At 63.3% G+C, this 25,019-nt stretch carries 20 protein-coding genes; all 20 read left to right on the top strand.

Features of this window, described 5'->3' with window-relative positions:
- Nucleotides 1–36: 36 nt before the first annotated feature.
- Nucleotides 37–918, top strand: a complete 882-nt coding sequence (locus ASD58_RS06320) for an EpsD family peptidyl-prolyl cis-trans isomerase (protein ID WP_229209912.1) — start codon at nt 37–39, stop codon at nt 916–918.
- Nucleotides 919–939: 21 nt separating this feature from the next.
- Nucleotides 940–1,731 (top strand): polysaccharide export protein EpsE, encoded by a 792-nt coding sequence (gene epsE / locus ASD58_RS06315; protein WP_057260246.1) that lies wholly within the window; start codon nt 940–942, stop codon nt 1,729–1,731.
- Between the two features lie 9 nt (nt 1,732–1,740).
- Nucleotides 1,741–3,147 carry a chain length determinant protein EpsF gene (epsF, locus tag ASD58_RS06310; RefSeq protein WP_057260245.1) on the top strand — a complete coding sequence of 469 codons (1,407 nt, stop codon included), beginning with the start codon at nt 1,741–1,743 and terminating at the stop codon, nt 3,145–3,147.
- A 10-nt stretch (nt 3,148–3,157) separates the two neighbouring features.
- The gene (gene epsG, locus ASD58_RS06305; RefSeq protein ID WP_057260244.1) at nt 3,158–4,030 is read left to right on the top strand and encodes a chain length determinant protein tyrosine kinase EpsG; all 873 of its coding nucleotides are present in this window, start codon (nt 3,158–3,160) and stop codon (nt 4,028–4,030) included.
- 37 nt (nt 4,031–4,067) lie between these two features.
- Nucleotides 4,068–4,916 (top strand): exosortase B, encoded by an 849-nt coding sequence (xrtB, locus tag ASD58_RS06300; RefSeq protein ID WP_057260351.1) that lies wholly within the window; start codon nt 4,068–4,070, stop codon nt 4,914–4,916.
- Nucleotides 4,913–5,599: an exosortase-associated protein EpsI, B-type gene (epsI, locus tag ASD58_RS06295; protein WP_057260243.1), complete on the top strand. Its 687-nt coding sequence runs from the start codon at nt 4,913–4,915 to the stop codon at nt 5,597–5,599. Before xrtB ends, epsI begins: the two co-directional genes overlap by 4 nt.
- Nucleotides 5,600–5,609: 10 nt before the next feature.
- Nucleotides 5,610–7,139, top strand: a complete 1,530-nt coding sequence (locus ASD58_RS06290; protein ID WP_057260242.1) for a hypothetical protein — start codon at nt 5,610–5,612, stop codon at nt 7,137–7,139.
- 152 nt (nt 7,140–7,291) lie between these two features.
- A complete protein-coding gene (locus ASD58_RS06285; protein ID WP_229209911.1) occupies nt 7,292–9,667 on the top strand; it encodes a heparinase II/III family protein in 2,376 nt (791 codons plus the stop codon).
- Nucleotides 9,668–9,692: 25 nt separating this feature from the next.
- Nucleotides 9,693–11,201, top strand: a complete 1,509-nt coding sequence (locus ASD58_RS06280; RefSeq protein ID WP_057260241.1) for a lipopolysaccharide biosynthesis protein — start codon at nt 9,693–9,695, stop codon at nt 11,199–11,201.
- Complete coding sequence (locus tag ASD58_RS06275) at nt 11,198–12,319, top strand: glycosyltransferase (RefSeq protein ID WP_057260240.1); 1,122 nt, start codon at nt 11,198–11,200, stop codon at nt 12,317–12,319. The genes ASD58_RS06280 and ASD58_RS06275 overlap by 4 nt, the downstream gene beginning before the upstream one ends.
- A complete protein-coding gene (locus ASD58_RS06270; RefSeq protein ID WP_057260239.1) occupies nt 12,316–13,290 on the top strand; it encodes a glycosyltransferase in 975 nt (324 codons plus the stop codon). Before ASD58_RS06275 ends, ASD58_RS06270 begins: the two co-directional genes overlap by 4 nt.
- Before the next feature lie 3 nt (nt 13,291–13,293).
- Nucleotides 13,294–14,547: a glycosyltransferase gene (locus ASD58_RS06265; protein WP_057260238.1), complete on the top strand. Its 1,254-nt coding sequence runs from the start codon at nt 13,294–13,296 to the stop codon at nt 14,545–14,547.
- Nucleotides 14,528–15,874: a phenylacetate--CoA ligase family protein gene (locus ASD58_RS06260; RefSeq protein WP_057260237.1), complete on the top strand. Its 1,347-nt coding sequence runs from the start codon at nt 14,528–14,530 to the stop codon at nt 15,872–15,874. The genes ASD58_RS06265 and ASD58_RS06260 overlap by 20 nt, the downstream gene beginning before the upstream one ends.
- A complete protein-coding gene (locus ASD58_RS32615) occupies nt 15,871–16,938 on the top strand; it encodes a glycosyltransferase family 4 protein (RefSeq protein ID WP_057260236.1) in 1,068 nt (355 codons plus the stop codon). Before ASD58_RS06260 ends, ASD58_RS32615 begins: the two co-directional genes overlap by 4 nt.
- Complete coding sequence (locus ASD58_RS06250; RefSeq protein ID WP_057260235.1) at nt 16,935–18,893, top strand: alginate lyase family protein; 1,959 nt, start codon at nt 16,935–16,937, stop codon at nt 18,891–18,893. Before ASD58_RS32615 ends, ASD58_RS06250 begins: the two co-directional genes overlap by 4 nt.
- Nucleotides 18,890–20,200, top strand: a complete 1,311-nt coding sequence (locus ASD58_RS06245; RefSeq protein WP_057260234.1) for a nucleotide sugar dehydrogenase — start codon at nt 18,890–18,892, stop codon at nt 20,198–20,200. Before ASD58_RS06250 ends, ASD58_RS06245 begins: the two co-directional genes overlap by 4 nt.
- Nucleotides 20,184–21,425, top strand: coding sequence for a glycosyltransferase family 4 protein (locus ASD58_RS06240; protein ID WP_057260233.1), 1,242 nt, complete (start codon nt 20,184–20,186; stop codon nt 21,423–21,425). Before ASD58_RS06245 ends, ASD58_RS06240 begins: the two co-directional genes overlap by 17 nt.
- Entirely contained in the window at nt 21,422–22,576 is a 1,155-nt protein-coding gene (locus ASD58_RS06235; RefSeq protein ID WP_057260232.1) for a sugar phosphate nucleotidyltransferase, read from the top strand. Before ASD58_RS06240 ends, ASD58_RS06235 begins: the two co-directional genes overlap by 4 nt.
- Complete coding sequence (locus tag ASD58_RS06230) at nt 22,573–23,988, top strand: mannose-1-phosphate guanylyltransferase/mannose-6-phosphate isomerase (protein ID WP_057260231.1); 1,416 nt, start codon at nt 22,573–22,575, stop codon at nt 23,986–23,988. The genes ASD58_RS06235 and ASD58_RS06230 overlap by 4 nt, the downstream gene beginning before the upstream one ends.
- Complete coding sequence (locus ASD58_RS06225) at nt 23,969–24,964, top strand: TIGR03790 family protein (RefSeq protein ID WP_057260230.1); 996 nt, start codon at nt 23,969–23,971, stop codon at nt 24,962–24,964. Before ASD58_RS06230 ends, ASD58_RS06225 begins: the two co-directional genes overlap by 20 nt.
- Nucleotides 24,965–25,019 lie beyond the last annotated feature (55 nt).

Here is a 25,019-nt window from a genome sequence, read left to right as displayed (position 1 = left end):
TATTAGAATGAGTTGCAACAGTCGAGGGAGGATATTTTGAAGCACATCAACCCGAATATGGCTTTCGCGGGCATGCTGGTTGTTCTGGTTTCCGCCTGCAGCAGCAAGGCGGAACAGAAACCGGGCCAGGCGTTGGCCAACGTCAACGGTGAGGAAATCACCGTGATGCAGTTGAACGACGAACTGTCGCGCAGCAACGCGCCAGCCACGCAACAGGAAGCCGCGCGCAAGCAGGCGCTGGAAGCGTTGATCGACCGCCAGTTGCTGATTGGCGAAGCGGCGAAAGAGAAAGTCGACCGCGACCCGCGCGTGGTGCAGGCGATCGAAAGGGCACGCTCTGTAATCCTGGCGCAAGCCTATATGCAGAAGCGCCTCGGCACGCCGGCCAAGCCGAGCGCGGCAGACGTGGAAGCTTACTACAGCCAAAACCCGCAATTCTTCGCGCAACGCAAGCATTTCGACATGCGTGAAATCGTCCTGCCGACGCGCGAGGTGACCGATGAGCTGAAAGCGGTGATGGATAAAACCCGTTCGCTCGACGATGTGGCGGCCTGGCTCGACCAGCACAAGGTCAAGTACCAGAAGGCCCAGCTGAGCCGCAGCGGCTCGGAGCTGCCGCCTGAACTGTCGGCCAAGCTGCTGGCGCTGGCGAAAGGCCAGCTCTTCATCGTGCGCGAGGGCGAGCGCAGCATGCTGGTCACCATTGCCGATATCCGTTCTTCGCCAGTGGAACTGGATGCGGCGCGGCCACAGATCGAGCAATATCTGGTTGCCAAGAAGGGCAAGGAAGCGGCGGAGGAGGAAGTCAAGCGCCTGCGCGCCAGCGCCAAGATTGCCTATATCAACCAGCCCTCGCCGGTAGCGGATGCGGGCGCCCCGGCCACTGCCCTGGAACGCGGCGTGGCTGGCCTGAAATAAAACAGAGATCGAGGAGCAATCATGAAACGACTACTGATGTGGATGTTGGCGATGGCCCTGGTACTGGGCGCAGGCATGGCACAGGCGGCCGACCTGACCCTGGGCGCGGGCGACGTGATCAAGGCTTCCGTGTTCGGCAACCCGGACATGGCGACCGAAACCCGGGTCAGCGAATCGGGCAAGATCACTTTCCCTTTGCTGGGGGAAGTCAAGGTGAGCGGGATGACGGTGCAGCAGGCCGAGCGTGCGATCGGCGAGCAGCTGGTCAAGAAGGGTTACCTGAAAACGGCCCAGGTCAGCATCATCGTGTCGCAGATCCAGAGCGCACAGGTATCGGTGCTGGGCATGGTGAACCGCCCCGGGCGCTATCCGCTCGATGGCGGCAAGCGTGGCGTGATGGACATGCTGGCGCAGGCGGGGGGCTTCAATGCCGATGGCGGCGATACGGTGAGCGTGGTGCGTACCCGCGATGGCAAGACCACCAAGACCGTGATCGACGTGGTCGACATGGTGCGCAATGGGGCGCTGGACAAGGAAATCGAACTGGGCCCCAACGATGTGATCTATGCCGAACGTTCGCCGCGCTTCTACATTTATGGCGAAGTGCAGCGCCCGGGCTCCTTCCGGCTGGAGCGCACCATGACGGTCAGTCAGGCGCTGGCGGTCGGCGGCGGGCTGACCCCGCGCGGCACCGAGAGCGGCATCAAGATCAAGCGCCGCGCTGGCGACGGCTCGCTGCAGGTGATCGCCGCCAAGAACGAAGACGTGGTGCAGACCGACGACGTCATCTTCATCAAGGAAAGCTGGTTCTAAGGAGGATTTATGAATTTCGCCCAGTTCCTGCTGATCCTCCAGGCGCGCAAGAAGATCGTGCTGCTGACCTTGCTGGTCACGGTGGCCGCCACCCTCGTAGTCAGCCTGCTGCTGCCCAAGACGTATGAGGCGACCAGTTCGCTGGTGATGAATTACAAGGGCGTCGACCCGTTGACCGGCATGGCCTTGCCGGGCCAGCTCATGCCCGGCTATATGGCAACGCAGATCGACATCATCAGCAGCAAGAATGTCGCGCTGCGCGTAGTGGACCAGCTCAAGCTGGCCGAAAGTCCGGCTGTGATTGCCCAATTCAATGAGTCGACCGGCGGCAAGGGCACCGTGCGCGACTGGCTGGCCGACCTGCTGCAAAGGAAGCTGGACATCGTTCCTGCCAAGGAAAGCTCGGTGCTGAACGTGACGTTCAAGGCTTCCGACCCGCAGTTCGCGGCGGCGGTGGCGAATGCCTTTGCCGACGAATACCAGAAGATCAATGTGCAGCTCAAGGTGGAACCGATGAAGAAGGCCACCAACTATTTCAACTCCCAGTTGAAAGTGCTGCGCGATAACTTGGAGGTGGCCCAGTCCAAGCTGTCCAAGTACCAGCAGGAGCATGGCATCGTCAGTGTCGACAACCGGCTTGATGTGGAGTCGATGCGGCTGAACGACCTGTCGGCGCAGCTGGTGGCGGCGCAGTCGCAGGCCATGGAAGCCAACTCGCGGCAGGCAGTGGCGCGCGGCTCCGGCAGCGCCTCGCCGGACGTGACGGCCAGCCCGGTGGTGCAGAACCTGCGCGTCAACCTGTCGCAGCAGGAATCCAAGCTGGCCGAAATGGGCCAGCGCCTGGGCCGCAACCACCCGCAATACCAGAGCGCCGCGGCTGAAGTGGCGCGCCTGCGGGCCGGCCTGAACGAGCAGACCGCCCTGGTTACTTCCTCGGTCAGCAACAACGCCAATGTATTTGCCCAGCGCGAAGCGGCCTTGCGCGCGGCCTTGGCCGACCAGAAGACCAAGGTGCTGCAGCTGAATCGCCAGCGCGATGAAATGAATGTGCTGAACAAGGATGTCGAGAGCGCCCAGCGCGCCTTCGACAATGCTTCGCAGCGTTCGTCGCAGACCCGCATCGAGGGCGGCAACGACCAGTCCGACGTGTCGGTGCTGAATCCGGCCGTGCCGCCGATCGAGCCGGCCGGCCCGCGCGTGGTGCTGAACACCGTCCTGTCGCTGCTGCTGGGAGGCATGCTGGGCATCGGCATTGCCATGCTGTCTGAAATGTTCGATCGCCGCGTGCGGTCGGAAGCCGACCTGGCCGAGGTGGTGCGCATTCCGGTGCTGGCCACGATCGACTGGAATCCGCCGCGCCAGCGCCGCTTCGGCCTGCCGCACCTGCATGCGCCGCGCACGCTGCGGCTGAACTGAGGAGGTGCTGATGAACAGCCCATTGCATTTCAATCCCGCCTCGCCGCATGGCGTGGGCGATGCGACCATCGGCGCCTTGCTGCAGGAAGCCGGCAAGCTGACGCCGGAGAACACCGATGCCGTGCTGCGCATGCAGGAGGAGACCGGGGTCCGCTTCGGCGAAGCGGCGCAGGCGCTGGGCATGGTCAGCGCTGCCGACATCCAGCAGGTGCTGGCGCGGCAGTTCGACTATCCCTATATCCCGTCCGGGGAGAAATACTTCTCGTCGCGCCTGGTGGCGGCCTACGATCCGTTCAGCCGCCAGGTCGAGATGCTGCGTGCGGTGCGCGGGCAGTTGATGCTGCGCTGGTTTGCGCGCGGCCACAAGTCGCTGGCGATTGTCGGGGTCGAGCCGGGTTCGGGCACCAGCCTGTTTGCCGCCAACCTGGCAGTGGTGTTTTCACAGTTGGGGCAGAACACCTTGCTGGTCGACGCCAACCTGCGCCAGCCTTCGCAGCATGAGATTTTCAACCTGCAGGGCAAGACCGGCCTGTCCGACATGCTGGCCGGCCGCGCCACGATGGGGGCGGTGACGCGCATCGACGCGTTCGAATCGCTGGCCGTGCTGGGCGCCGGCACGCTGCCGCCCAATCCGGCCGAACTTCTGGCGCGCAAGGATTTCACCGGCCTCAATGCACAACTCGAAGCGCTGCATGATGTCGTGCTGTACGACACCTCGGATGTGCTGACTGCCCACGATTCGCTGCCGGTGATGGCGCGTGCCCATGGCGTGCTGCTGGTGGTGCACCGCAACGCCACTTCGCTGTACGACGTGGCGGCGCTCAGCGAACAGGTGCGCTATGCCGGCGCTGAAGTCGTCGGTTCCGTGCTGCTGGAGTTCTGACGTGGACCCGGGCCTGGCCATCCGCCCGCAAGCCGCGATGCGTGCGGCCTTGCGCGACGCGCTGCCCGACTGGGCACCCGTGCTGGTCGGCATGCTGGTGCTGTACGTGCCCACTTTCTATCGCCTGTTCACCGGCTTGTGGGCGACCGAGGAACAAGCCCATGGACCGATCATCCTGTTGCTGGCCCTGTGGCTGATGTACCGGCAATGGCCGGCCATGCTGGCGCGCGCCGATGGCCAGCCGTCCGCTGCGGGCTGGCCGGTGCTGGGCATGGGCTTGCTGGCATATATCCTGGGCCGGTCGCAAGGCATCATCGCATTCGAGATCGCCTCCTTCATCCTGCTGCTGGCCGCGGTGCTGATGCTCAAATGCGGCCATGGCGCGCTGCGCGTGCAATGGTTTGCCTTCTTCTTCATGGCCTTCATGGTGCCGCTGCCCGGCCCATTGGTCGGCATGCTGACCATGCCGATGAAGATGGCGGTGTCCTGGGCCACGGAGCATATGCTGTACGCGGCGGGCTACCCGATTGCGCGCAGCGGGGTAATCCTGCAGGTGGGGCAGTACCAGTTGCTGGTGGCCGACGCCTGCGCCGGCCTGCAAACCCTGCTCACGCTGGAAGCGCTCGGGCTGTTTTACCTGAACGTGGTGCGGCATTCGTCGGCCTTCCGCAACGTGGCGCTGGCCTTGCTGATCATCCCGATCTCCTTCACCGCCAACGTGATCCGCGTGATCACGCTGTCGCTGGTGACCTATTACCTCGGCGACGCGGCGGGGCAGGGCTTCCTGCACGGCTTTGCCGGCATGGTGCTATTCATCACGGCGCTGCTGCTGATTATCGGCGTGGACGCCTTCCTGCAATGGTTCGTCAGGTGGCGGAATTCATGAAAAAATCAATGATGGTGAGCGTGGTGCTGGGCGTGCTGATGGTGTGTTCCGCTGCGGTGACGCGGGCCCTGACGCCGACCGCGCGCATGGCCGATGCGGCCGGGCGCTTCAGCCTGGAGCAGATGGTGCCGCGCACATTCGGCGAGTGGCAGGTCGATACGCGAGTGCTTCCCCTCCAGGTCGATCCCGCCACCCAGGCCAAGCTGGACAAAATCTACAACCAGACGCTGGGCCGCACCTATGTCAACCGCAATGGCGAGCGCATCATGCTGTCGATCGCCTATGGCGGCGACCAGGGCGACAATATGGGCGTGCACAAGCCGGAGGTGTGCTACACCGCGCAAGGCTTCACCGTGCGCGACGGACAGAAAAGCAGCCTCGATACGGGCCTCGGCGTGCTGCCGGTGAAGCGGCTGTTTGCCGTTGCCGGTGCGCGCCAGGAACCGATCACCTACTGGATCACGGTCGGGCGCAAGGCGACCATGCCCGGCGTCGACCAGCGCCTGCAGGAATTGCGCTATGGCTTGAGCGGCACGGTGCCGGATGGGATGCTGGTGCGGGTGTCCAGCATCAGCGGCGAGGCCGGTGCGGCCTACCCGCTGCATGACCAGTTCGTGCGTTCCCTGCTGGCGGCGCTGGACAAGCCGGCGCGCGAGCGCCTGGTCGGCGTGTTCGGCGAGTAGGGGGGGAACGATGCGCATGCCATTGTTCCACCGTACTGCCGCTGCTGCCGTCGGCGCCAGCCCGCACGCGCTGGTGCGCCCGAATCGCGGACTGCCGCTGATGCTGCTGTTCCCCTTCCTGCTGCTGGCGGTTTTCGTCGGGGTGGTGGGCGGTCTGGACTCGCCGCCGCTGGTGGCAATCGTCGGCACGGCGGTATTGTCGGTGCTGATGCTGTTCGTGCTGCCGCTGCACGGCATGTTCTGGTGCCTGTTCGTGCTGACCTTCCTGTTGCAGGGATCTGCCGTCTATTTCCTGAAGTTGAGGCCAGCCGCATGGCTTGCCTTCGGCCTGGCCATCCTGTTTTTCTGCCGCGCGCTGCTCGACCTGGTGGTGCACAAGCGCGAGCAGCAGCACATGCGCAAGGGCGATGGATGGACCGTCGAACTGGCGGCGCTATTGTTCCTGGCGGCCTTCGTTATCAGCCTGGTATTCAACCGCGTGCCCAAGACGCAGATTTTTTCGTCGGCCAAAGCCATGCTGCCGATGTTCTCGGTGTTGTTTGCCCTGTACTGGTTCCGCTGGAAAGAGAACCATCTGGAACTTAGCTGGCGCATGATGTTCTGGGTCGTGCTGATCCAGGTGCCGGTGGTGCTGTACCAGCACTTCTTTGTTGCCACGACCACCACCTTCGATTCGATTGTCGGCACTTTTGGCGGCACGCCGGGCTTTGGCGGCAATAGCGCCATCATGGTGTTCTTCACGGTCGTGGCAATGGGGTATGCCGCAGCGCGTTGGAATGCAGGGCAGATGTCCGGCAAGGCGATGTGGTGTTTCCTTGCGATCGGCTTTGCGATCATCCTGCTCGGTGAAGTGAAGGCTGCCTTCATCTGGCTGCCGCTGGTGCTGGCCTGGGTGTTGCGGCGCCGTATCCTGCGCAGCATCGGCGCCTTCATCGGATTCGCGGTGCTGGTGGCGGCCTTTGTCGGCACCACTTATACCGTGTACGAAACGCTGTACTGGGGCAAGAAGGTGCAGTCGGCACATAATATGGCGGAGAAGCTGGACCGTGGCGGCGGCTACTTCTTCGATCCGAACAACGTCAACTATCGTACCGGTGAAATCAGCCGCGCTGCATCGCTCGCGCTGTGGACGCATGATCCGCTGGCAACCGTGCCGCGCCGCCTGGTGGGTTACGGGCCCGGCGCCAGCAAACCGTCCGGCTTGCTGGGCGCGGGGGAGGTCGCCAAGCGCTACCAGCCGCTGCACCTGGACGCCACCGCGCTGGCGATTCTGCTGTGGGATGTGGGTCTATTGGGCGCTCTCGCTTACGGCTCCATGCTACTGTTTTCCCTGCTAGCTGCCTGGCGCTACGTGCGCCGAAAACAAGGTAGCGTGGCCCAGCTCGCGCTGGCCGATACCTGCGTCGCAGCCATGCTGCTGTTCCTGATGATGCTGGTTTATAACCGCGCGCTGATGGATGAACCCACCGCCCAGCTACTCCTGATGATGTGCATGGGGACGATAGTCCAGTTATGCCGTTTCGGCTCGTCCCAACGCTAGGGGATTGTGTCATTTCTGTGCGACATTGTTACAAAACTTTTGTCGCACAGAAACGAATTTGTGAAATGCGTGATGTAGACTTTCCTTGTTGTGCCGGATCAAAATGCTGTTAACTTATTGATTCGCAAACGAAATTGTCTGGAGAGTATCACATGAAATTCGTTAAATATTCCCTATTGCCCTATGCAGTCTTCACAGCCCTGGCCACCTTTGCTACCGCAAGCCGCGCCGACTGGGCGATCTCCGCCAACATCGAGGCGGTGCGCCCGGCGCCGGACAAAATGCAGTTGCAACCACAAAATCCGCCCGGCTTTTCCTGGTCGCGTTATCCGATTGCTACTTCGTCTACCTGGTACCTGGTGATCATCCAGCCGCCGGGCACCGCTGCGCCGATCAAGTCGGTGGTTCCGCGCAACTGGCTGCTGCCGACGCACGCGTTTCCCACCGCCGGCATTTATACCTGGAAAGTTGCGCCATTCACGCGCACGCAGGCGATGAACGATGCCGATGCGGCCGCGCGCGCCAAGGCCAAGGCGGCCGGTTCCAACCTGGCCCAGATTGAAGCGGCGGCCGAAGCGGCTGTGGTGCCGCTGGCCGAACCCGTGGCCAAGGACTGGTCGACGGTGCGCAGCTTCACCATCGACAGCAGCGCCATCAAGTTCGAGGTGTATGACAATGCAACCCTGCGCGACAATGTGTTGCGCCATGGGCGCTCGCGCATGCTGCCGCCGACATTCCTGCCATACCTGAAATGGTCCTCGGCCATGGTCACCGAGCGCGGCGACCAGGTGCGGCGCCTGATCGAAACCGTGCAGTCGCGCCTGACCATGGCGCCGGTCAAGGATACCGATTGGCCGCTGGTGAGCAGCGGCACCATGACCACGGCGCTGAGCAACCAGAATTCGGACATCCGCAACCGCATCAACCGCACCGCGCACCAGGTGGAAGCCGCGGCCCTGCTGTACCGCCTGAAGCAAGGGGAGGCCATCGCTACCGCCTACCTCAACGAGGCGATCAAGCGCGGCGATGAACTGGCTGCATTGAGCCCGACAGGACCAACCAGCTATGCCAACCAGGACCAGGCGACCCGCACCATTGCCCTGTCGTTGTCGAAGTCGCTGGACATGCTGTGGAATAACCTCGATTCCACCCGCAAGGCAACCTGGCAAGCTAATATTGCACGCCGCACGACGGATATCTATAACGACCTGGCGGGCAGCAATGGCCGCATGGACCAATATCCCTATGATGCCCACGGTGGCAACACGCTGGGCTTCCTGGCCTTGATTGCGGCACTCAACCTGGGCGACGTGCCGGCGGCCCAGACCTGGTTCGACTTTGCCGTGCGCACCTATGTGCACCAGGTCTACACCTGGAGCGGCCCGGAAGGCGGCTATGCCAACGGTACCGCGTATGGCCAGGCGGCTGCGGACTTCTCGGTGCAGATCTGGGATCCGCTGAGCCAGGCGCTGGGCGTGTCGATTTACCGCAAGCCATGGTCGGATGGCTTCCTGCGCTTCATGGCGCACTTCGTTCCGCCCGGCACGCCGAACCATGTGTTCGGCGATGGCCACGAGGACGTGCCCAACACCTATCTGCTGAAAGCCTTTGCCTCGCGCTTCAACACGCCGGCGGCAAAGTGGTACTTCAACAGCATGACCGGGGTGGAAGATCCGCTGACCCTGCTGCAGGCGCCGTCGCCGCTGCCAGTCAATACCGTCGCGACCGCCGCGCCGCCGCCAAACGGCGCGTTTTATCCGAGCGTGGGCTGGGCAGCCATGCACAGTTCGATGGCGGACACCAAGCGCACCTCGCTGTACTTCAAGTCCAGCCCTTACGGCTCGTACAACCACAGCCACGGCGACCAGAACTCGATCGTGCTGAACAGCGGCGGCAAGCGGCTGCTGATCGAGGCCGGTTATTACGACTGGTACGGCTCGCCGCTGTGGAGCAGCTGGTACCGTGCGACCAAGTCGCACAACGCGGTGACTTACGACAATGGCATCGGCCAGCGGATCGAAGGCAATACGGTGAACTTGGGCCGCAATGGCAAGATCACCGGCTTCTCGACCACGTCTGCCATGGATTACGTCGAAGGCGATGCCACGCCTGCGTTTGAAGGTGCGCTGTCGCTGAACCGGCGCAAGGTGTGGTACTTCCGCAGCCAGGATGCGGCCGTGGTAATGGATACGCTGACCGCGCCGGTCGCCCATGCGTGGGAATGGAATTTCCATGCGGCGGTGGCCATCACGGCCAACGCGGATGGCACGGCAACCATCGTCAATGGCGACCGTTCGTTGTGCGTGAGCTCGATCACGCCGGGAGCCACGCTGGTCAAGCGCGATGGGCCGGCGCCACGCACCGGCATTGAGGACCATGCAGCATTTACGCGTCCCGCCGCACTCAAGGGCGAATTCGTGGTGCTGCTGGATGTGGGCTGCAAGAAGCCGGCGGTGAAGCTGACCACCGGTACCACCAGCCGCGTGCTGACGGTGGGCAGCCAAACCATCACGCTGCCGCTGCCTTGAGCCGCCAGGGGGACTGAGCCATGCTATGACAGCGCCATACTCGGGACCCCAAACGCGGCGCAATATCGCCGCATTCCTGGTAGGCAAGGTGCCTACCGCCGTGCTGACAGCCAGCGTGCTCGGGCTGTCGGCACGCGTTCTGCCGGCTGCCGAATTCGGCCACTACGTGGTCGCCATGGCGCTGGTGGAGCTCGTCCTTGGACTATCGAGCTTAGGCCTCGACTGGGTCCTGTTGCGCTTCCTTCCTGAATATCGCCTGCGTGGCAGCCGCCAGGCGCTGGCGCGTCTGGTCGTCGCTGTCGCTGGCTGCCGCATGCTGCTGCTGCTTATCGTCGCAGGCGGATTGTTGTTGGCGCGCAGCCTGGGCCTGCTGCCCGCCAGCTTCCCGCCGCAACTGGCGGGCGTGGTGGCCATCCTGCTGGTGGTGGAGGGCGTGATGCGCATCCTGCGTGACAACACGCTGGAGGCATTGGCCTTGCAATCGCGCATGCAAATCGTCACTGTATTGCGCGGCGCCGTCATCGCCTGTGCCTTGCTGGCAATGGGCAGCGGAACGGCGCGCCAGTTGCTGTTCGCGGAACTGGGCGCAAGCGTCGGGGCACTGCTGCTGGCGGCCGCCTTCTTCGCCCATGCCGTGCGCAACCTGCCGGCGCAGGCGCAGGAAGGATGGCAGCCGCCACGCCGCGCGCAAATGCTGACGGTTGCACTGCATAACTATGCCAGCGGCATTGTCGAATACCTGTATTCGCCGTCCTGCCTGATCCTGCTGCTCGCGCGCAGCCAGGCGCCGGAAGCCATGGCGGGGCTGGGATTCGTCTTGCGATTGACGGATATCATCCGCAACTACATGCCTGGCATGGTAATTTTCTCGGTAGTGCGCTCGCGCATGATCGGCGCCTACGCCGGCAATCGCGACTATGGAGAATTGCAGCGCTGGGCGCACTTCGTGTTCAAGGTCAGTGCATTGAGTTTGCTGCCGGTGCTGGCGGTGGCCGCAGTGTATGGCGACCTGGTGCTGCAACTGGCCAGCGGCGGGCGCTTCGGCGAATACCGCTTGCTGTTTGCCGTGCTGTGCGGCTGGCTGGCGCTGCGCCTGCATCGCCTGATCCTCAACGTGGTGTGCAATGCGGTCGGCTTGATGGGCATGTGGGCACTGGCTTCGTTGTGCTCCTTGCTGGTGCTGCCCGTGCTGGCCTGGCTCGGTTCCGCAAGCCTGGGATTGTGGCTGGTGCCGGCCGCCTTGCTGGGCAATGAGCTGATCGTGAACGGGCTGGTGGTGGCAGGCATGCGGCGCCGCGGCTTTGCATGGCCGCTGGGCATGCACTGGTGGGCGCGCGCGTTGTTGGCAATTGGCGCGGCGGCTGCCGTGGCCTGGCTGTTGCCGGGGCAGGGCATGCTTGCAGCAGCAGCGGGAAGCCTGCTGCTGTGCGCCGTATTTGCTGTAGCGCTGTTATTGTCCGGTGCAATTGATGAGAAAGATCGACAGCTCATCAACCGAGTGCTGGGACGCCAACTTCTGCGCGAGGCCTTATGAAAGTGCTTGCCATCTACCCCGGATTGAATCCCACCTTCGACGAGGTGGCGTATGTGCTGCCGCCGCTGGTTGCCAAAGGCGTGGCGGTGGAAGTGGTGACGTCGCGCGTGTCGGCGCTTAAAAGTTCCGAGCCCGGTGCGGCGTATGAGAATTTCCAGGGCGTGCCAATCCACCGCATCTTTCCCAGCCTGCGTGCGCTGTCGCACGAAGCGCTACGCTACCTGCCGCAAGTGCGTGAAATCGCCGACGCATTCCAGCCCGACGTGCTGCTGGTGAATTCATTCCATACCTTGCCGTTGCTGGAATTGTTGCGGCCACTGTATCCGGTGCCGGTGCTGTTGCGGGTGGAATCGGCCGATCCAGTGCAATTGCTGCGGCGGCGCTACTACGGCGGCGTGCCAGCCTTGGGGCGCGTGGCGGGGCGCATGCGCTGGTGGCAGGTGTGCGGGCAGGTCGATGCGCTCATGAGCAATGATCCGGCGGACTTGCCGCAGCTGGCGACGCTCGGCTTGCGCGGTCGGCGCGCCTATTACGCTGCGCATTGTGCGCAGCGGCCAGCGGACTGGCGGCCGGCGCGCGAACGGCAACAGGGCGAAATGATTTATGTCGGTTCGCTGATCCGCCACAAGAATTGCGAACGCTGGCTGGAAACGGTGCCGGCGATCCTGGAACATACGCCGGTGGAGCGCTTCGTGGTGATCGGCCGTGGCCCGTATGCGCACATCGTGAAGCAATTGCGGGAAAAGCTGGGCGATCGCGTTGAACATGTGGAGGGCGTGACCCGCATCGAAGCGCTGCAGCGCCTGTCGTCGGCATGGTTCGCCTACACGGAAAGCAATTCCGGCTGGGGCTTTTTGTGCGATTCGTGGTCGACGCGCACGCCGGTCCTGTGCCCGCAGTCGACCTTCAGCATCGTCCCAGGCTGGACTGGCATGATGCCGCAAGACGTGCCGGCCATGCTGGCGACCATCAATCGCCTGTACGACGATGCGGAGTATTACGGCACGCTGCAGGACGGCGGAGCCTTGCGCTACGCATCCGAACATACGGCAGATGTGGTGAGCCGGCAGTATATGCAGATCCTGCGCGAAGTCGTGGCGGAGGGGCGGCGGCCATGATCCATGTGCTGCTGTCGCAAGCGGGCGGTTACCGCGACATCACTGAATACTTGCGCGAGCGCGGCGCACGCGTGACGGTGATCGGTCCGGACGCGCAGGGCATGCGCGGCAAGGCTGCCATCGTGCTGGCCATGTTGTCGCCCAAGCTGCTGCGCTGTTTCGGCTTGTGGACGCGTGAAGACCGCGTGCTGGTTGTTGGCTGGCAGGCCTTGCCGTTGCTGGCGCTGGTCAAAGCCCGCCTGTTGCCGCGGCCGCAGCGCTTGCTGGTGATGGGGTGTTTCGTGCATGGACAGCGTGCACGCCGTGTTGCCGACCGCCTGCTGCGCGCCTTGCGCGTGCCGGGGCTCGGCTTTATTGCCTTCTCGCCGGGCGAGGCGCGCAACCTGGTGCAGAACGTCGGCATGGCGCAGCAGGACGTGCATTGCCATCTGTGGCGCCAGGAGCTCGACGGCCGTGCGTCACAACAGGACGATGACGGCAGTATTTTTGCCGGCGGCTTCTCCAATCGCGATTACGACCTGCTGCTGGATGCCGCCGAACCGCTGCCGGCGCCGCTGGTGATCGTCGCTTCGCAGCGCAACCAGATTCGCCAGCCGGGGCGCGGCAGCACGCGCATCCTGCGCGATTTGCCGGAGGCGGAATTCGAAGGCCTGCTGGCCCGCAGCAGCGTGGTGGCGATGCCCCTGCGCGGTCTTGGCGAGGCGTGCGGGCAGAGTGTCCTGCTGCGTGTCCTGCGCCATGGAAAGCCCTTGGTGGCGACCCGCCATGAGGCGATCGAAGCCTATCTTGGGCAGGATTATCCGGGCTTTGTGCCGCACGATGATGTGCAGGCGATGCGCCAGGCACTGGCGCGTGCGCTCGAACAACCGGCGCGCCGCGAGGAACTTGCACAGCGTGTGCGGCTCGCTGCGGGAAGGCTGGAAGGGCGAGGTGAACCGGGCGCTGAAATCGAGCAGTTCTTGCTAGGATGAAGCATGGCTCGCCCAGTACGCATTTTGCAGCTCGTGCCGGAACCCTTGCCGACTTTTCGCGCCGACGTAGCGACCCTTTTTGGAAAATACCTGCCGCGCCATGGCGTGCAATGCCACCTGGTCGGCAAAGGCAGTGCGGCACCAGCCGATAACCAGGGCTTCGCTTCTTCACGGCGGGCAAGCGCCGGTGCGCGCTGGAAAGCGGAGCTGTCTTTTCTCTGGCTCTGCCTGCGCGCCTTGTTCGGCGCCAACCGCCATAGCCACGATGCCGTGCAAGTGCGCGACATGGTCAGCATTGGCTTGCTGGCTTTGCTGGTGGCGCGCATGAAGGGATTGCCGATGACGTATTGGCTGTCTTACCTGATGAGCGAAGGACGCATCGAGCGGGCCCGGGATGAGTTGGCGCGGCTGCAGGGCCAGCGCCACCTGCGCCGCTTGCGGGCGGGCCTGGTGCTGGCTAAAGGACTCGCTGAGCGCTGGCTGCTGTACCGGGTGTTGCTGCCGCGCGTCGATCACGTGTTCGTGCAGAGCGAAGCGATGGCGAGCCTGGTAGTGCGGCAGGGCGTGCCTGCGGGGCGCATCTGCGCGGTGCCGATGGGCGTCGACATGGAAGCGCTGGCAAGGCCGGAAGCGCGGCCGCTGGCGCGGCCCTGGCAGGGCTGGGAAGGGCGGCCGGTAGTGGCCTATCTCGGCACGCTGGACCGGGCACGCTGCCTGGAACGCGTGCTGGATGCACTGGTGCTGGTGCGGCGCGAGCTGCCGGATGCCAGCCTGCTGCTGATCGGCAGTTCGCCGCAGCAGGGCGATGTGCCGCAGCTGCTCGCCGCTGGGCGTGAACGCGGACTGGAAGATGCGGTGCAGGTTACCGGCTGGCTGCCGCCAGCGCAAGCCTGGGAATACCTGCTTGGGGCCCAAGCCGCCATATCGTATGTGCCGCGCGGCGCATTGTATGACGTCAGCTCGCCGACCAAGCTGCTGGAGTACCTGGCACTGGGCATGCCATGCGTTGGCAACGACATCCCGGACCAGGAGGCGGTACTTGCCGCAAGCGGCGCGGGCTGGCTGGCGGCAAGCACGCCGCAGGCAATGGCAGAAGGCTTGCTGGCCATTTTGCGCGACCCGCAAGCGGCGCGTGAGCGGGCCGCGGCTGGGCCGGCATACATCGAAGCAGCGCGTAGCTACCGTGTGCTGGGCGAGGCGGTGGCGCAACGCTATCAGAACCTGGTAGGAGGCGATCATGCTGGCCGAATTGCGTAAAGAGTTCCTGTACGGCGGCCGCGCGCTGGTGCGCGACAATGCGCTGAGCCAGCGCCTGGTGCAGCGCCTGCGGCGGCACGAGCTGATGGACGATTACGCATTGAAGGTGTTGGGCGACCGGCTGTTGCACCGCAGCCTGCAGGCGGCGATCGGCAAGCTGCCATACTACGCGCACATCACACGCGATTTCTCGCCGGTCGAAGCGCGCCAGGTTTTGCGCGAAATGTTCCCGATTGTCGACAAGTCGACCTTGCTCGAACATCCGCTGGCGCTGTATCCGAACAATGGCAGCAAGCGCCCATGGCAGGCGCTGGGCAAGACCAGCGGGACAACCGGTACCCCGCTGGTGGTCATCCGCAGCCTTCAATCGGTGCAGATGGAACAGGCCTTCATCAAGCGCCACTGGACCTGGGGCGGCTATGTTGACGGCATGCCGCGCGCCACGCTGCGCGGCGATATGGTGGCAGGGCTGGAGCAGCAGCGCCCGCCATTCTGGTTCGAAAACCGCTACAACCGGCAACTGCTGCTCTCATCGCGCCACCTGACCGACCATTGCATCGACCCCATCATCGACAAGCTGCGCGAATACGCGCCGGCCATGATGCAGGCTTACCCGTCCACTGCCTATACGCTGGCGCAGCAACTGGAGCGGCGCGGCATGACATTGAGCGTGCCATTCCTGTTCACGGCGTCCGAACCCTTGTACCCGCACCAGCAGGAATTGATCCGCGAGCGCCTGGCCGGGAAAGTCATGGACATGTACGGCATGGCGGAGCGGGTGGCCTTTGCCACGCAGTGCGAATACGGATCGATGCATGTGAACCCGGACTATTCGCACGTCGAAATCCTCGACGATCATGGCGAACCGACTGATGGCTACGGCCATGTGGTGGGCACGACCTTGCACAACCTGGCGATGCCGCTGGTGCGCTATCGGCTGAGCGACCGCACGCGCTGGAAGCATGGGCATTGCCTGTGCGGCCGGCCGTTCCCGATGATCGAGCCGGTCACCGGCAAGCTGGAAGACCGCATCACCGGCGGCGACGGCTCGGAAGTCAGTCCTTCCGTATTGACCTTTGCCTTCAAGGGCGTGGAGAACGTGCGCAAGTCGCAAGTGGCGCAGGTCGGGCCAGGCTTGTGGGAATTGCGGCTGGTGCCCGATGCCAGGTTCTCGCAGGAGGACCAGGACAAGCTGCTGCACAACATCCGCCACCTGGTCGATGCGACGGTGCAGGTGAGGGTGGTACTGCGCGGCGATTTGCCGAATACGGAGGCGGGAAAGTTCCGCTGGGTCGTTAATGAATGGCGGGACGGGCGCCGCACATGAAAACCATCGTGATGCTCGGGACCGGGATGGACACCATGGGCGGCATCGCTTCCGTGGTGAAGGTGTATCAGCAGGCGGGCATGTTGCGCCGCTTCGGCGTGCGCTACCTGGCCACGCACTGCGATGGCAGCCGGTGGCGCAAGCTGCGCGTGATGCTGGCGGCTTACGCGGTGTTTGCCGGCATGCTGTTGCGCGGGCAGGTCGGGCTGGTTCACGTGCATGTCGCATCGCGCGCGAGCTTCTGGCGCAAGTCGGGCTTCTTCATGCTGGCTTTCGCGGCGCGCGTGCCGGCGATCCTGCACCTGCACGGGGCCGAGTTTGCGATGTTCTACGGCGAGGAATGCGGCCGCTGGCGCAAACGCTTCGTGCGCTTTGTTTTCGACCGCAGTACGCGCGTGGTGGTGCTGTCGGAGGCTTGGCGGTGCTGGGTGGAGGGCATGTCGCGCAACCCGCATGTGGAAGCGATCTATAACCCGGTGCTACTGCCGGCGGCCAGTTCCTGGGAACTGCGGCGGCGTGGCGCGGTGCTGTCGCTGGGGCGCCTGGGCCGGCGCAAGGGAAGTTACGACCTGCTGCAGGCGGCGGCGCGCGTGGCGCCGCAGGTGTCGGCACTGGAGTTGCGGCTGGGCGGGGACGGTGAACTCGATGGCGTGCGCGAACGCGCGGCGCAACTCGGCATTGCCAGCCAGCTCAACCTGCTCGGCTGGGTTGGGACGGAAAGCCGGCAGCAGCAACTGGCGCTGGCGTCCCTGTACGCGCTGCCTTCTTATAACGAGGGCTTGCCAATGAGCGTGCTGGAAGCGATGGCGGCAGGTTTGCCGGTGCTGGCTACGCCGGTCGGCGGGATTCCGGAGGCGGTGTCCGATGGGGTGGAAGGATTCCTCGTGGCGCCGGGCGATGTCGACGCGCTGTCGGCGCGGCTGGCACAGTTGCTGGAAGACGATGCGCTGGCACGGCGCATGGGGGAGGCAGCGCGGCGCAAGGTGGAAGCCACCTTCAGCAGCGATGCCGTATTGCCGCGGGTTGAGCGGCTGTATCGCGAACTGGGATTTTTTCCGCAATGACTGCACTGGCCTGGAAAATCAACCGCCTCAAACTGATGGGGCCTGCCGAAGTTGTGTGGCGCGTGCACCAGCTCGCGCGCCGTAAAGCCGCCGCAATGGGACTTGGGCTGGCGAGCTATCCACCGGTGCCGGCGCTCGACCGCTTTGGCGCTGCCTTCCTCGCTGCGCCAGCGGAAGCGGATTCCGCGGCGCTTTGCATGGCAGCCGATTCCCTGCTGGCAGGGCGCTGGAACGTGTTCGCACTGGAAGGCGCGCCGCTCGGCTTTCCACCCCAATGGAACCGCGATCCGCGCACTGGTACCACGGCGCCGATGGCGCCTGGACCGTCTATCGACTACCGCGATGCGTCGCTGGTGGGCGATATCAAGTACCTGTGGGAGCCGAGCCGCCATCTCGAACTGGTGACGCTGGCGCAAGCCTGGCGCTGCACCGGCGACCGGAAATATCGTGATGGCGCACGCACGCTGCTGATTTCCTGGCTTGATCAATGTCCCTATCCGCAAGGCGTGCACTGGGCCAGTTCGCTGGAACTGGGCGTGCGCTTGCTGAACTGGTCGGCTGCCTGGCAGCTGCTGGCCGGCAGTCTTGATGACGACTGGCGTCATCGCTGGCTGAATGCAGTCTACAAGCACTGCCACTTCATCAGCCATCACCTGTCTCGCCATTCTTCGGCCAACAACCATTTGCTGGGCGAGTATATGGGCTTGTACATCGCGAGCATGCAATGGCCATGCTGGCCCGAAAGCGCGCGCTGGCGCGCCATGGCGGAGCGCGGGCTGGTCGAGCAGGGCTTGCAGCAGAACTGGGAAGATGGCGTCAACAAGGAGCAGGCCATCTATTACCACCACGAGGTGATGGACATGATGCTGCTATGCCAGCTCGCGGCGCGCGCCAACGGCGGCAGCTTCCCGGCCGAATGGCTGGCCCGCCTGGAACGCATGGCTGAATTCCTCGCGGCAATCATGGACGTTGGCGGCAATGTGCCGATGATCGGCGATGCGGATGATGCCCGCATGCTGCGGCTCGACGCATCCGCAGTTGCACCGTATCGCTCCCTGCTTGCCAGCGCGGCGTTGTTGTTCGAACGTGCCGACTTCAAGGCCAAGGCTGGCGTTCTGGATGAGCGCAACCGCTGGCTGTTCGCCGATGCGGAGGCGCGTTGGGCTGCATTGCCGGCGCCTGCGGCCGACGCAAGGGAAGCGCCACGCATCGCGTTCCCGCAAGGGGGCTACTACCTGCTTGGAAAAGACTTTGGAACAGCGCAGGAAGTGCGTATCGTGGTCGATTGCGGCGCCCTGGGCTATCTCTCGCTGGCGGCGCACGGACATGCCGATGCGCTGGCTTTCACGCTCTCCATGGGCGGACATGAAATGCTGATCGATCCCGGAACCTATGCCTACCACACGCATCGCCAGTGGCGCAATTACTTTCGCAGCACGGCCGCGCACAATACGGTGCAGGTGGATGGATTGGACCAGTCGGAAATTGGCGGCAACTTCATGTGGCTGCACAAGGCCAATGCCGTGGCGTTGTCGCACGACGCGACTCATTTCTTTGAGGGAAAACAAGACGGTTATATGCGCTTGCGCGATCCTGTCATGCATCGGCGCATCATTCGTTTCGATTCCAAACGGAACGCGGTCATTGTTGAAGATAACCTAGAATGTTTTGGCGAGCACGAGGTAGCCCTGCACTGGCATTTTGCAGAAGGCTGCCATGCCGAAACGGTTGGGCAAGCTTTGAATATCGCCAAGCGGGATAAGGGTTTGCACATGTCATGCCATTTCGGGAGTGGGCCGCAACTCCATTGCGCCAGCACGGCGCCAATCGCGGGATGGATCTCGCGCAGCTTTGACTGCAAATCCGGGATCACAACAGCAGCGTGGCGCGGAACGATACGCGGCACCAGTACGATTGTGACCGAAATTACCTTACTAGAAGGAGCGTCATCGTGAAGATCAGTATCTTTGGCATGGGCTACGTAGGTGCAGTTTCGGCAGGCTGCCTGGCGGCAGAAGGCCATACGGTGATTGGGGTGGATCCGAACCGCACCAAGGTTGGCCTGATCAACGAGGGACGCACGCCGATCATCGAAAAGGATATCGGCGAGATGATTGCCGGCGCGGTGCGCGATGGCCGCTTGCGCGCCACCGACAGCGTGCGCGATGCGGTGATGTCGAGCGAGATCTCGCTGGTGTGCGTCGGCACGCCATCGCAATTGAACGGCAACCTTGATTTGAGCGCGGTGCGCAAGGTGTGCGAGCAGATCGGCCATACTTTGCGCGAGAAGGAGAGTTTCCATGTGGTGGTGGCGCGCAGCACGATGCTGCCGGGCTCCATGCGTTCGCTGGTGATTCCGACGCTGGAGGAGGCGTCCGGAAAACGTGCGGGCATCGATTTTGGCGTTTGCAGCAATCCCGAATTCCTGCGTGAAGGCACGGCGGTGCATGACTACCACCATCCGCCCAAGACGGTGATCGGCGAGACCGACGAGCGCTCCGGGGAACTGCTGCTGCAACTGTATGCCGGCATGGATGCGCCGGTGGTGCGTACCGATGTCGAGACCGCGGAGATGGTGAAGTACACCGACAATACCTGGCACGCCTTGAAGGTCGATTTCGCCAACGAGATCGGGAATATCTGCAAGGCGGTCGGCATCGACGGGCACGAGGTGATGGAGATCTTCTGCAAGGATACCAAGCTGAATCTCTCGCCTTATTACATGAAGCCCGGCTTTGCTTTTGGCGGCTCCTGCCTGCCGAAGGATGTGCGCGCGCTGATCTACAAGGCGCGCCAGCTCGACCTGGAACTGCCGCTGCTGAATGCCATCCTGCCTTCCAACCACAAGCAGGTGGAAAAGGGCTTGAAGATGGTGATGGAAAAACCGGGCAAGAAAGTCGGCATCCTTGGCTTCTCCTTCAAGGCCGGCACCGACGACTTGCGCGAATCGCCGCTGGTGGACGTGATCGAACACCTGATCGGCAAAGGCTACGACCTGCGCCTGTACGACAAGAATGTGAAGCTGGCTGCGCTGACCGGCGCCAACCAGGACTACATCATGAATATCATTCCCCACATCTCGCGGCTGATGGTGGACTCGATGGATGCGGTGCTGGCCTTTGCGGACACGGTGGTGATCGGCAATGGCGAACCGGAATTCCATTCCGTGCCTGACCGGCTGCGGCCCGGACAACACCTGGTTGACTTGGTGCGCGTCTCCGGCAAGCAGAGCGAAGGGGCATACGATGGCATCTGCTGGTAACCGCATAGAGCAACGCCGTGTCCTCATCATCGTCGAAAACCTGCCATCGCCGTTTGACCGGCGGGTATGGCAGGAGGCGACGACCCTGCATGCCAACGGCTACCAGGTAGCGATCATCTGCCCGACAGGCAAGGGCTATGAGGCGCGTTACGAGGAGCTCGATGGCATCCATATCTATCGCTACAAGCTGCCGATGGAGGCCGAGGGAGCGCTGGGCTATGCCATCGAATATTCGGCGGCGCTGTTCCATAGCTCGCGCCTGGCGTGGAGGGTGCTGTTCCGCCATGGCTTCGACGTGATCCATGCCTGCAATCCGCCCGACCTGCTGTTTCTGGTTGGCGGCTTTTTCAAGTACGTGCTGGGCAAGCGTTTCCTGTTCGACCATCACGACATCAACCCGGAACTTTACGAAGCCAAGTTCGGACGGCGCGACTTCTTCTACAAGCTGATGGTGTGGCTGGAACGGCTTTCGTTCCGCACCGCCGACGTGTCGATTGCCACCAACGATTCGTACAAGCGTATCGCCGTCGGAAGAGGGGGCATGGACCCGGACAAGGTGTATGTCGTGCGCAGCGGGCCAAAGCTGGACCGGTTGCGCATGCTGCCGCCGGTGGAAGCGCTGAAGCAGGGCCGGCGTTTCCTGGTCGGTTATGTCGGCGTGATGGGTGCGCAGGAAGGCATCGACCTGCTGCTGCAAAGTGTGCGCGTGGTGGTGCACGAGATGGGACGGCGCGACGTGCATTTCGGCCTGGTGGGCGGCGGCACTTCGCTGGAGGAGATGAAGTCGCTGGCGCGCGAGCTGGGCGTGGAGGATTACGTGACGTTCACTGGACGCGTGCCCGACCAGCAGTTGCTGGAAATGCTGAATACGGCCGACGTTTGCGTGAACCCCGACGTTGCGAATGAAATGAACGACAAGTCCACCATGAACAAGATCATGGAGTACATGGCGCTGGGCAAGCCGATTGTGCAGTTCGACCTGACCGAGGGGCGGGTCTCGGCACAGGAAGCTTCGTTGTACGCGGCAAAGAATGACCCGGTCGACATGGCGGTAAAAATCGTTGAATTGCTGGACGATCCGGAGCGGCGCGCCCGCATGGGTACTTATGGGCGCAACCGCGTGGTCAATGAACTCGAATGGGAGTACGAGGCGCCCAAGCTGCTGGCAGCTTATGAACGCCTGTACTCCGCCCCCGAGCTGATACTAGAAGAGGACAAGCCATGAAAGCGATGATTCTGGCGGCCGGCAAGGGCACGCGGGTGCGCCCTTTGACCTATGAACTGCCCAAGCCGATGATCCCGATCCTCGGCAAACCCGTGATGGCCTATCTCGTTGAGCACCTGCAGCGGCACGGCGTCAGCGAGATCATGGTCAATGTCAGCTACCTGCACGAGAAGATCGAGGAATACTTCGGCGAAGGCCACCAGTTCGGCGTGCAGATCGGCTATTCCTTCGAAGGCTATACCAACGACCAGGGCGAGGTGGTGCCGCAGCCTATCGGTTCGGCCGGGGGCATCAAGAAGATCCAGGAGTTCGGCGGCTTCTTCGATGAGACCGTGGTGGTGCTGTGCGGCGATGCGCTGATCGACCTGGATCTGAAATCGGCGCTGTACGAACATCGGCGCAAGGGCGCGCTGGCCACCGTCATCACGCGCGAAGTTCCGTGGGAGAAGGTGAGCAGCTATGGCGTGGTGGTCAGCGACGGCGATGGCCGGGTGCTCGAATTCCAGGAAAAGCCGTCGCGCGCGCAGGCCAAGTCGAATTGCGCCAGTACCGGCATCTACCTGTTCGAACCGGAGGTGATCGATCTGATTCCTTCCGGCCGGGAATTCGACATCGGCTCCGAATTATTCCCCCTGCTGGCGCAGCGTGGCTTGCCGTTCTACTGCCAGACGCGCAAGTTCGACTGGATCGATATCGGCAGCGTCAAGGACTACTGGGAAGTGCTGCAAGGAGTGCTGACCGGCGGCGTGGCGCACATGACGGTGCCGGGCGTGCAGGTGGAGGAGGGCGTGTGGGTCGGCCTGAATACCAGCATCGATTGGGACGGCACGCGCATCGTCGGGCCGGTGTATATCGGCTCCGGTTGCCGCATCGAGGCCGGGGCCACCATCATCGGGCCGACCTGGATAGGGCACGGCAGCCACATTCGCAGTGGCGCAAGGGTAGTGCGCAGCGTGTTGTTCGAATATACTCGAGTCTTACCAGACGTTACGCTCGACGAATTAATCGTGTTCAAAGAGTATAGTGTCGACCGCGCTGGCGAAATGCGGCATATTTCGCAAGCAGAAGGCGGCGGATGGGCTAATGCGCGGGACCGCCGCGCGACCCGGCGTGCCGCGCACAATGTTGCCAAAGAGACAACTTTAATATGAACATTTATCCCGTCATCCTGTCCGGCGGCGCCGGTACCCGGCTGTGGCCACTGTCCCGTGCAGCATTGCCAAAGCAGTTGCTGCCACTGGTGTCGGACAAGACGATGTTGCAGGAAACCGTGCTGCGCCTGGGCGGCCGCAACGGCATGATGGCGCCGCTGATCGTGTGCGGCAACGAACACCGCTTCCTGGTGGCGGAACAGATGCGCGAAATCGCCGTGTCCCCGCTTGGTATCCTGCTGGAGCCGGTGGGCCGCAATACCGCGCCGGCCGTAGCCGCCGCCGCCCATTACCTGAAAGCGATCGACCCGCAAGCGGTGATGCTGGTGCTGCCGGCCGACCATGTGATCAAGGACGTGGACTCTTTTTACGCCGCGATCCAGCGCGCGGCCACCCAGGTAGAGGGTGGGGCCCTGGCCACCTTCGGCATCGTGCCGACGGCGCCGGAAACCGGCTATGGCTATATCCAGAGCGGTGAGCCGCTGCAAGCCGATGGCTGCTTCAAGGTCGCGAAGTTCGTCGAGAAGCCAAACCGCGAGACTGCCCAGGGCTTTATCGACGCCGGTAACTTCTTCTGGAACAGCGGCATGTTCCTGTTCCGCGCCGACGCCTACACGAAGGAGTTGGCGCAATTCCAGCCCGAGATGGCCAGACTCAGCGAAGAGGCAGTGAGCAAGGGCTATCGCGACCTGGATTTCTGCCGCCTCGACGAAGCGGCGTTCACGGCCTGTCCATCGGATTCCATCGACTATGCGGTGATGGAGCACACCAGGCAGGCGGTCGTGGCGCCGGCGGCAATCGGCTGGAATGACGTTGGTTCCTGGTCGGCGCTGGTGGATGTGCTGGAGACCGACAGCGATGGCAATGTGACGCGCGGCGATGTGTACACCGATAACGCCAGGAACTGCCTGGTGCGCGCCGAAGGCCGCATCGTGGCGGCGATCGGCGTGCAGGACCTGGTGATCGTGGAAACCTCCGATGCCGTACTGGTGGCGCACAAGGACCATGTACAGCGCGTGAAGCAGGTGGTGGACCACCTGAAGGCCAATGGCCGCACCGAGCATCTGCACCATACCAAGGTGTATCGCCCGTGGGGCTCCTACGAGGGCATCGACATGGGAGACCGTTTCCAGGTCAAGCGCATCATCGTCAACCCGGGCGGCAAGCTGTCGCTGCAAATGCACCATCATCGTGCCGAGCACTGGGTGGTGGTGTCGGGCACCGCACGCGTGACCTGCGGCGACAAGGTGACCCTGCTGACAGAGAACGAGTCGACCTATATTCCAATCGGCATGAGCCACCGCCTGGAAAATCCGGGCAAGCTGCCGCTGCACCTGATCGAAGTGCAATCGGGCAGCTACCTCGGCGAGGACGATATCGTTCGCTTCGAGGATGTCTACCATCGCGGCTAGACGCTGCGCCTTTGCCGCGCTCCTGCTGTTTGCAGCCGGGGCGCGCGCCCAGCTCCAGCCGGCCCAGCTTGGGCTGGTCGTCAACGATGCCGATCCAGCCAGCGTGGCACTGGGCGCCTATTATGCGCAGTTGCGCGGCATCGCGCCGGCGCATATCGCCCACGTCAGGATTAGCGGCAAGCCGCATCGCCTGGATGCCGAGGCTTTCGCGCAGCTGAAAAACGAGATCGACCGCCAGCTTCCCGCGGACGCGCGCGCCGTGCTGTTTGCCTGGACGGCGCCGTATGCGGTCGAATGCAATAGCCTGACGTCGGCCTATACGCTAGGCTTCGATGCCGCGCAATGCGAGCGCAGTTGTGCCCCGGGCCGCAAGAATCCCTATTTCAATGCCAAGCTGCTGCCGCCGGGCCTGCGCTTGTCGATGCTGTTGCCAGCCGAGCCGCTGGACGTGGCGCGTGCAGTGGCCGAACGCGGCAAGGCGGCCGGATTCAGCGTGCCGCAGGCCGGCGCCTATTTCCTGCAAACGAGCGAAGCCACGCGCAATACGCGCGCGCGCTTTTTTCCGCCCAGTGGCGCCATCCCGGCGCGCAAGCTGACCATCCATACGCTGCAGCAAGACGTGCTGGAGGGCGCGCAGGACGTCATGTTTTACCAGACCGGCCTGGCGCATGTCGGCAAGCTGGAAACGCTGCGCTTCCTGCCCGGCGCACTGGCCGACCACCTGACTTCGTTTGGCGGCGATTTGCTGGGCAGCGGCCAGATGAGCAGCTTGCGCTGGCTGGAGGCCGGCGCCACCGCCAGTTACGGCACGGTCAGCGAGCCTTGCAACCATTGGCAGAAATTTCCCCATCCGCAGATCCTGTTGCAGCATTACCTCAGCGGAGCCACTGCCATCGAAGCCTATTGGCGCAGCGTGGCATGGCCGGCACAGGGCTTGTTCATAGGAGAACCGCTGGCGCGGCCATACCCCCGTTAGTCCGTTCGGACTAATCGTGTGTCACCAATTAGTCATATCAAACAGTTAATATGCA

Origin of the sequence: Duganella sp. Root1480D1, assembly GCF_001427305.1 — a bacterium.
Classification (GTDB): Bacteria; Pseudomonadota; Gammaproteobacteria; order Burkholderiales; family Burkholderiaceae_D; genus Rugamonas.
The sequence above is the reverse complement of the archived record's forward strand: the minus strand, read 5'-3'. Positions and strand labels throughout refer to the sequence as shown.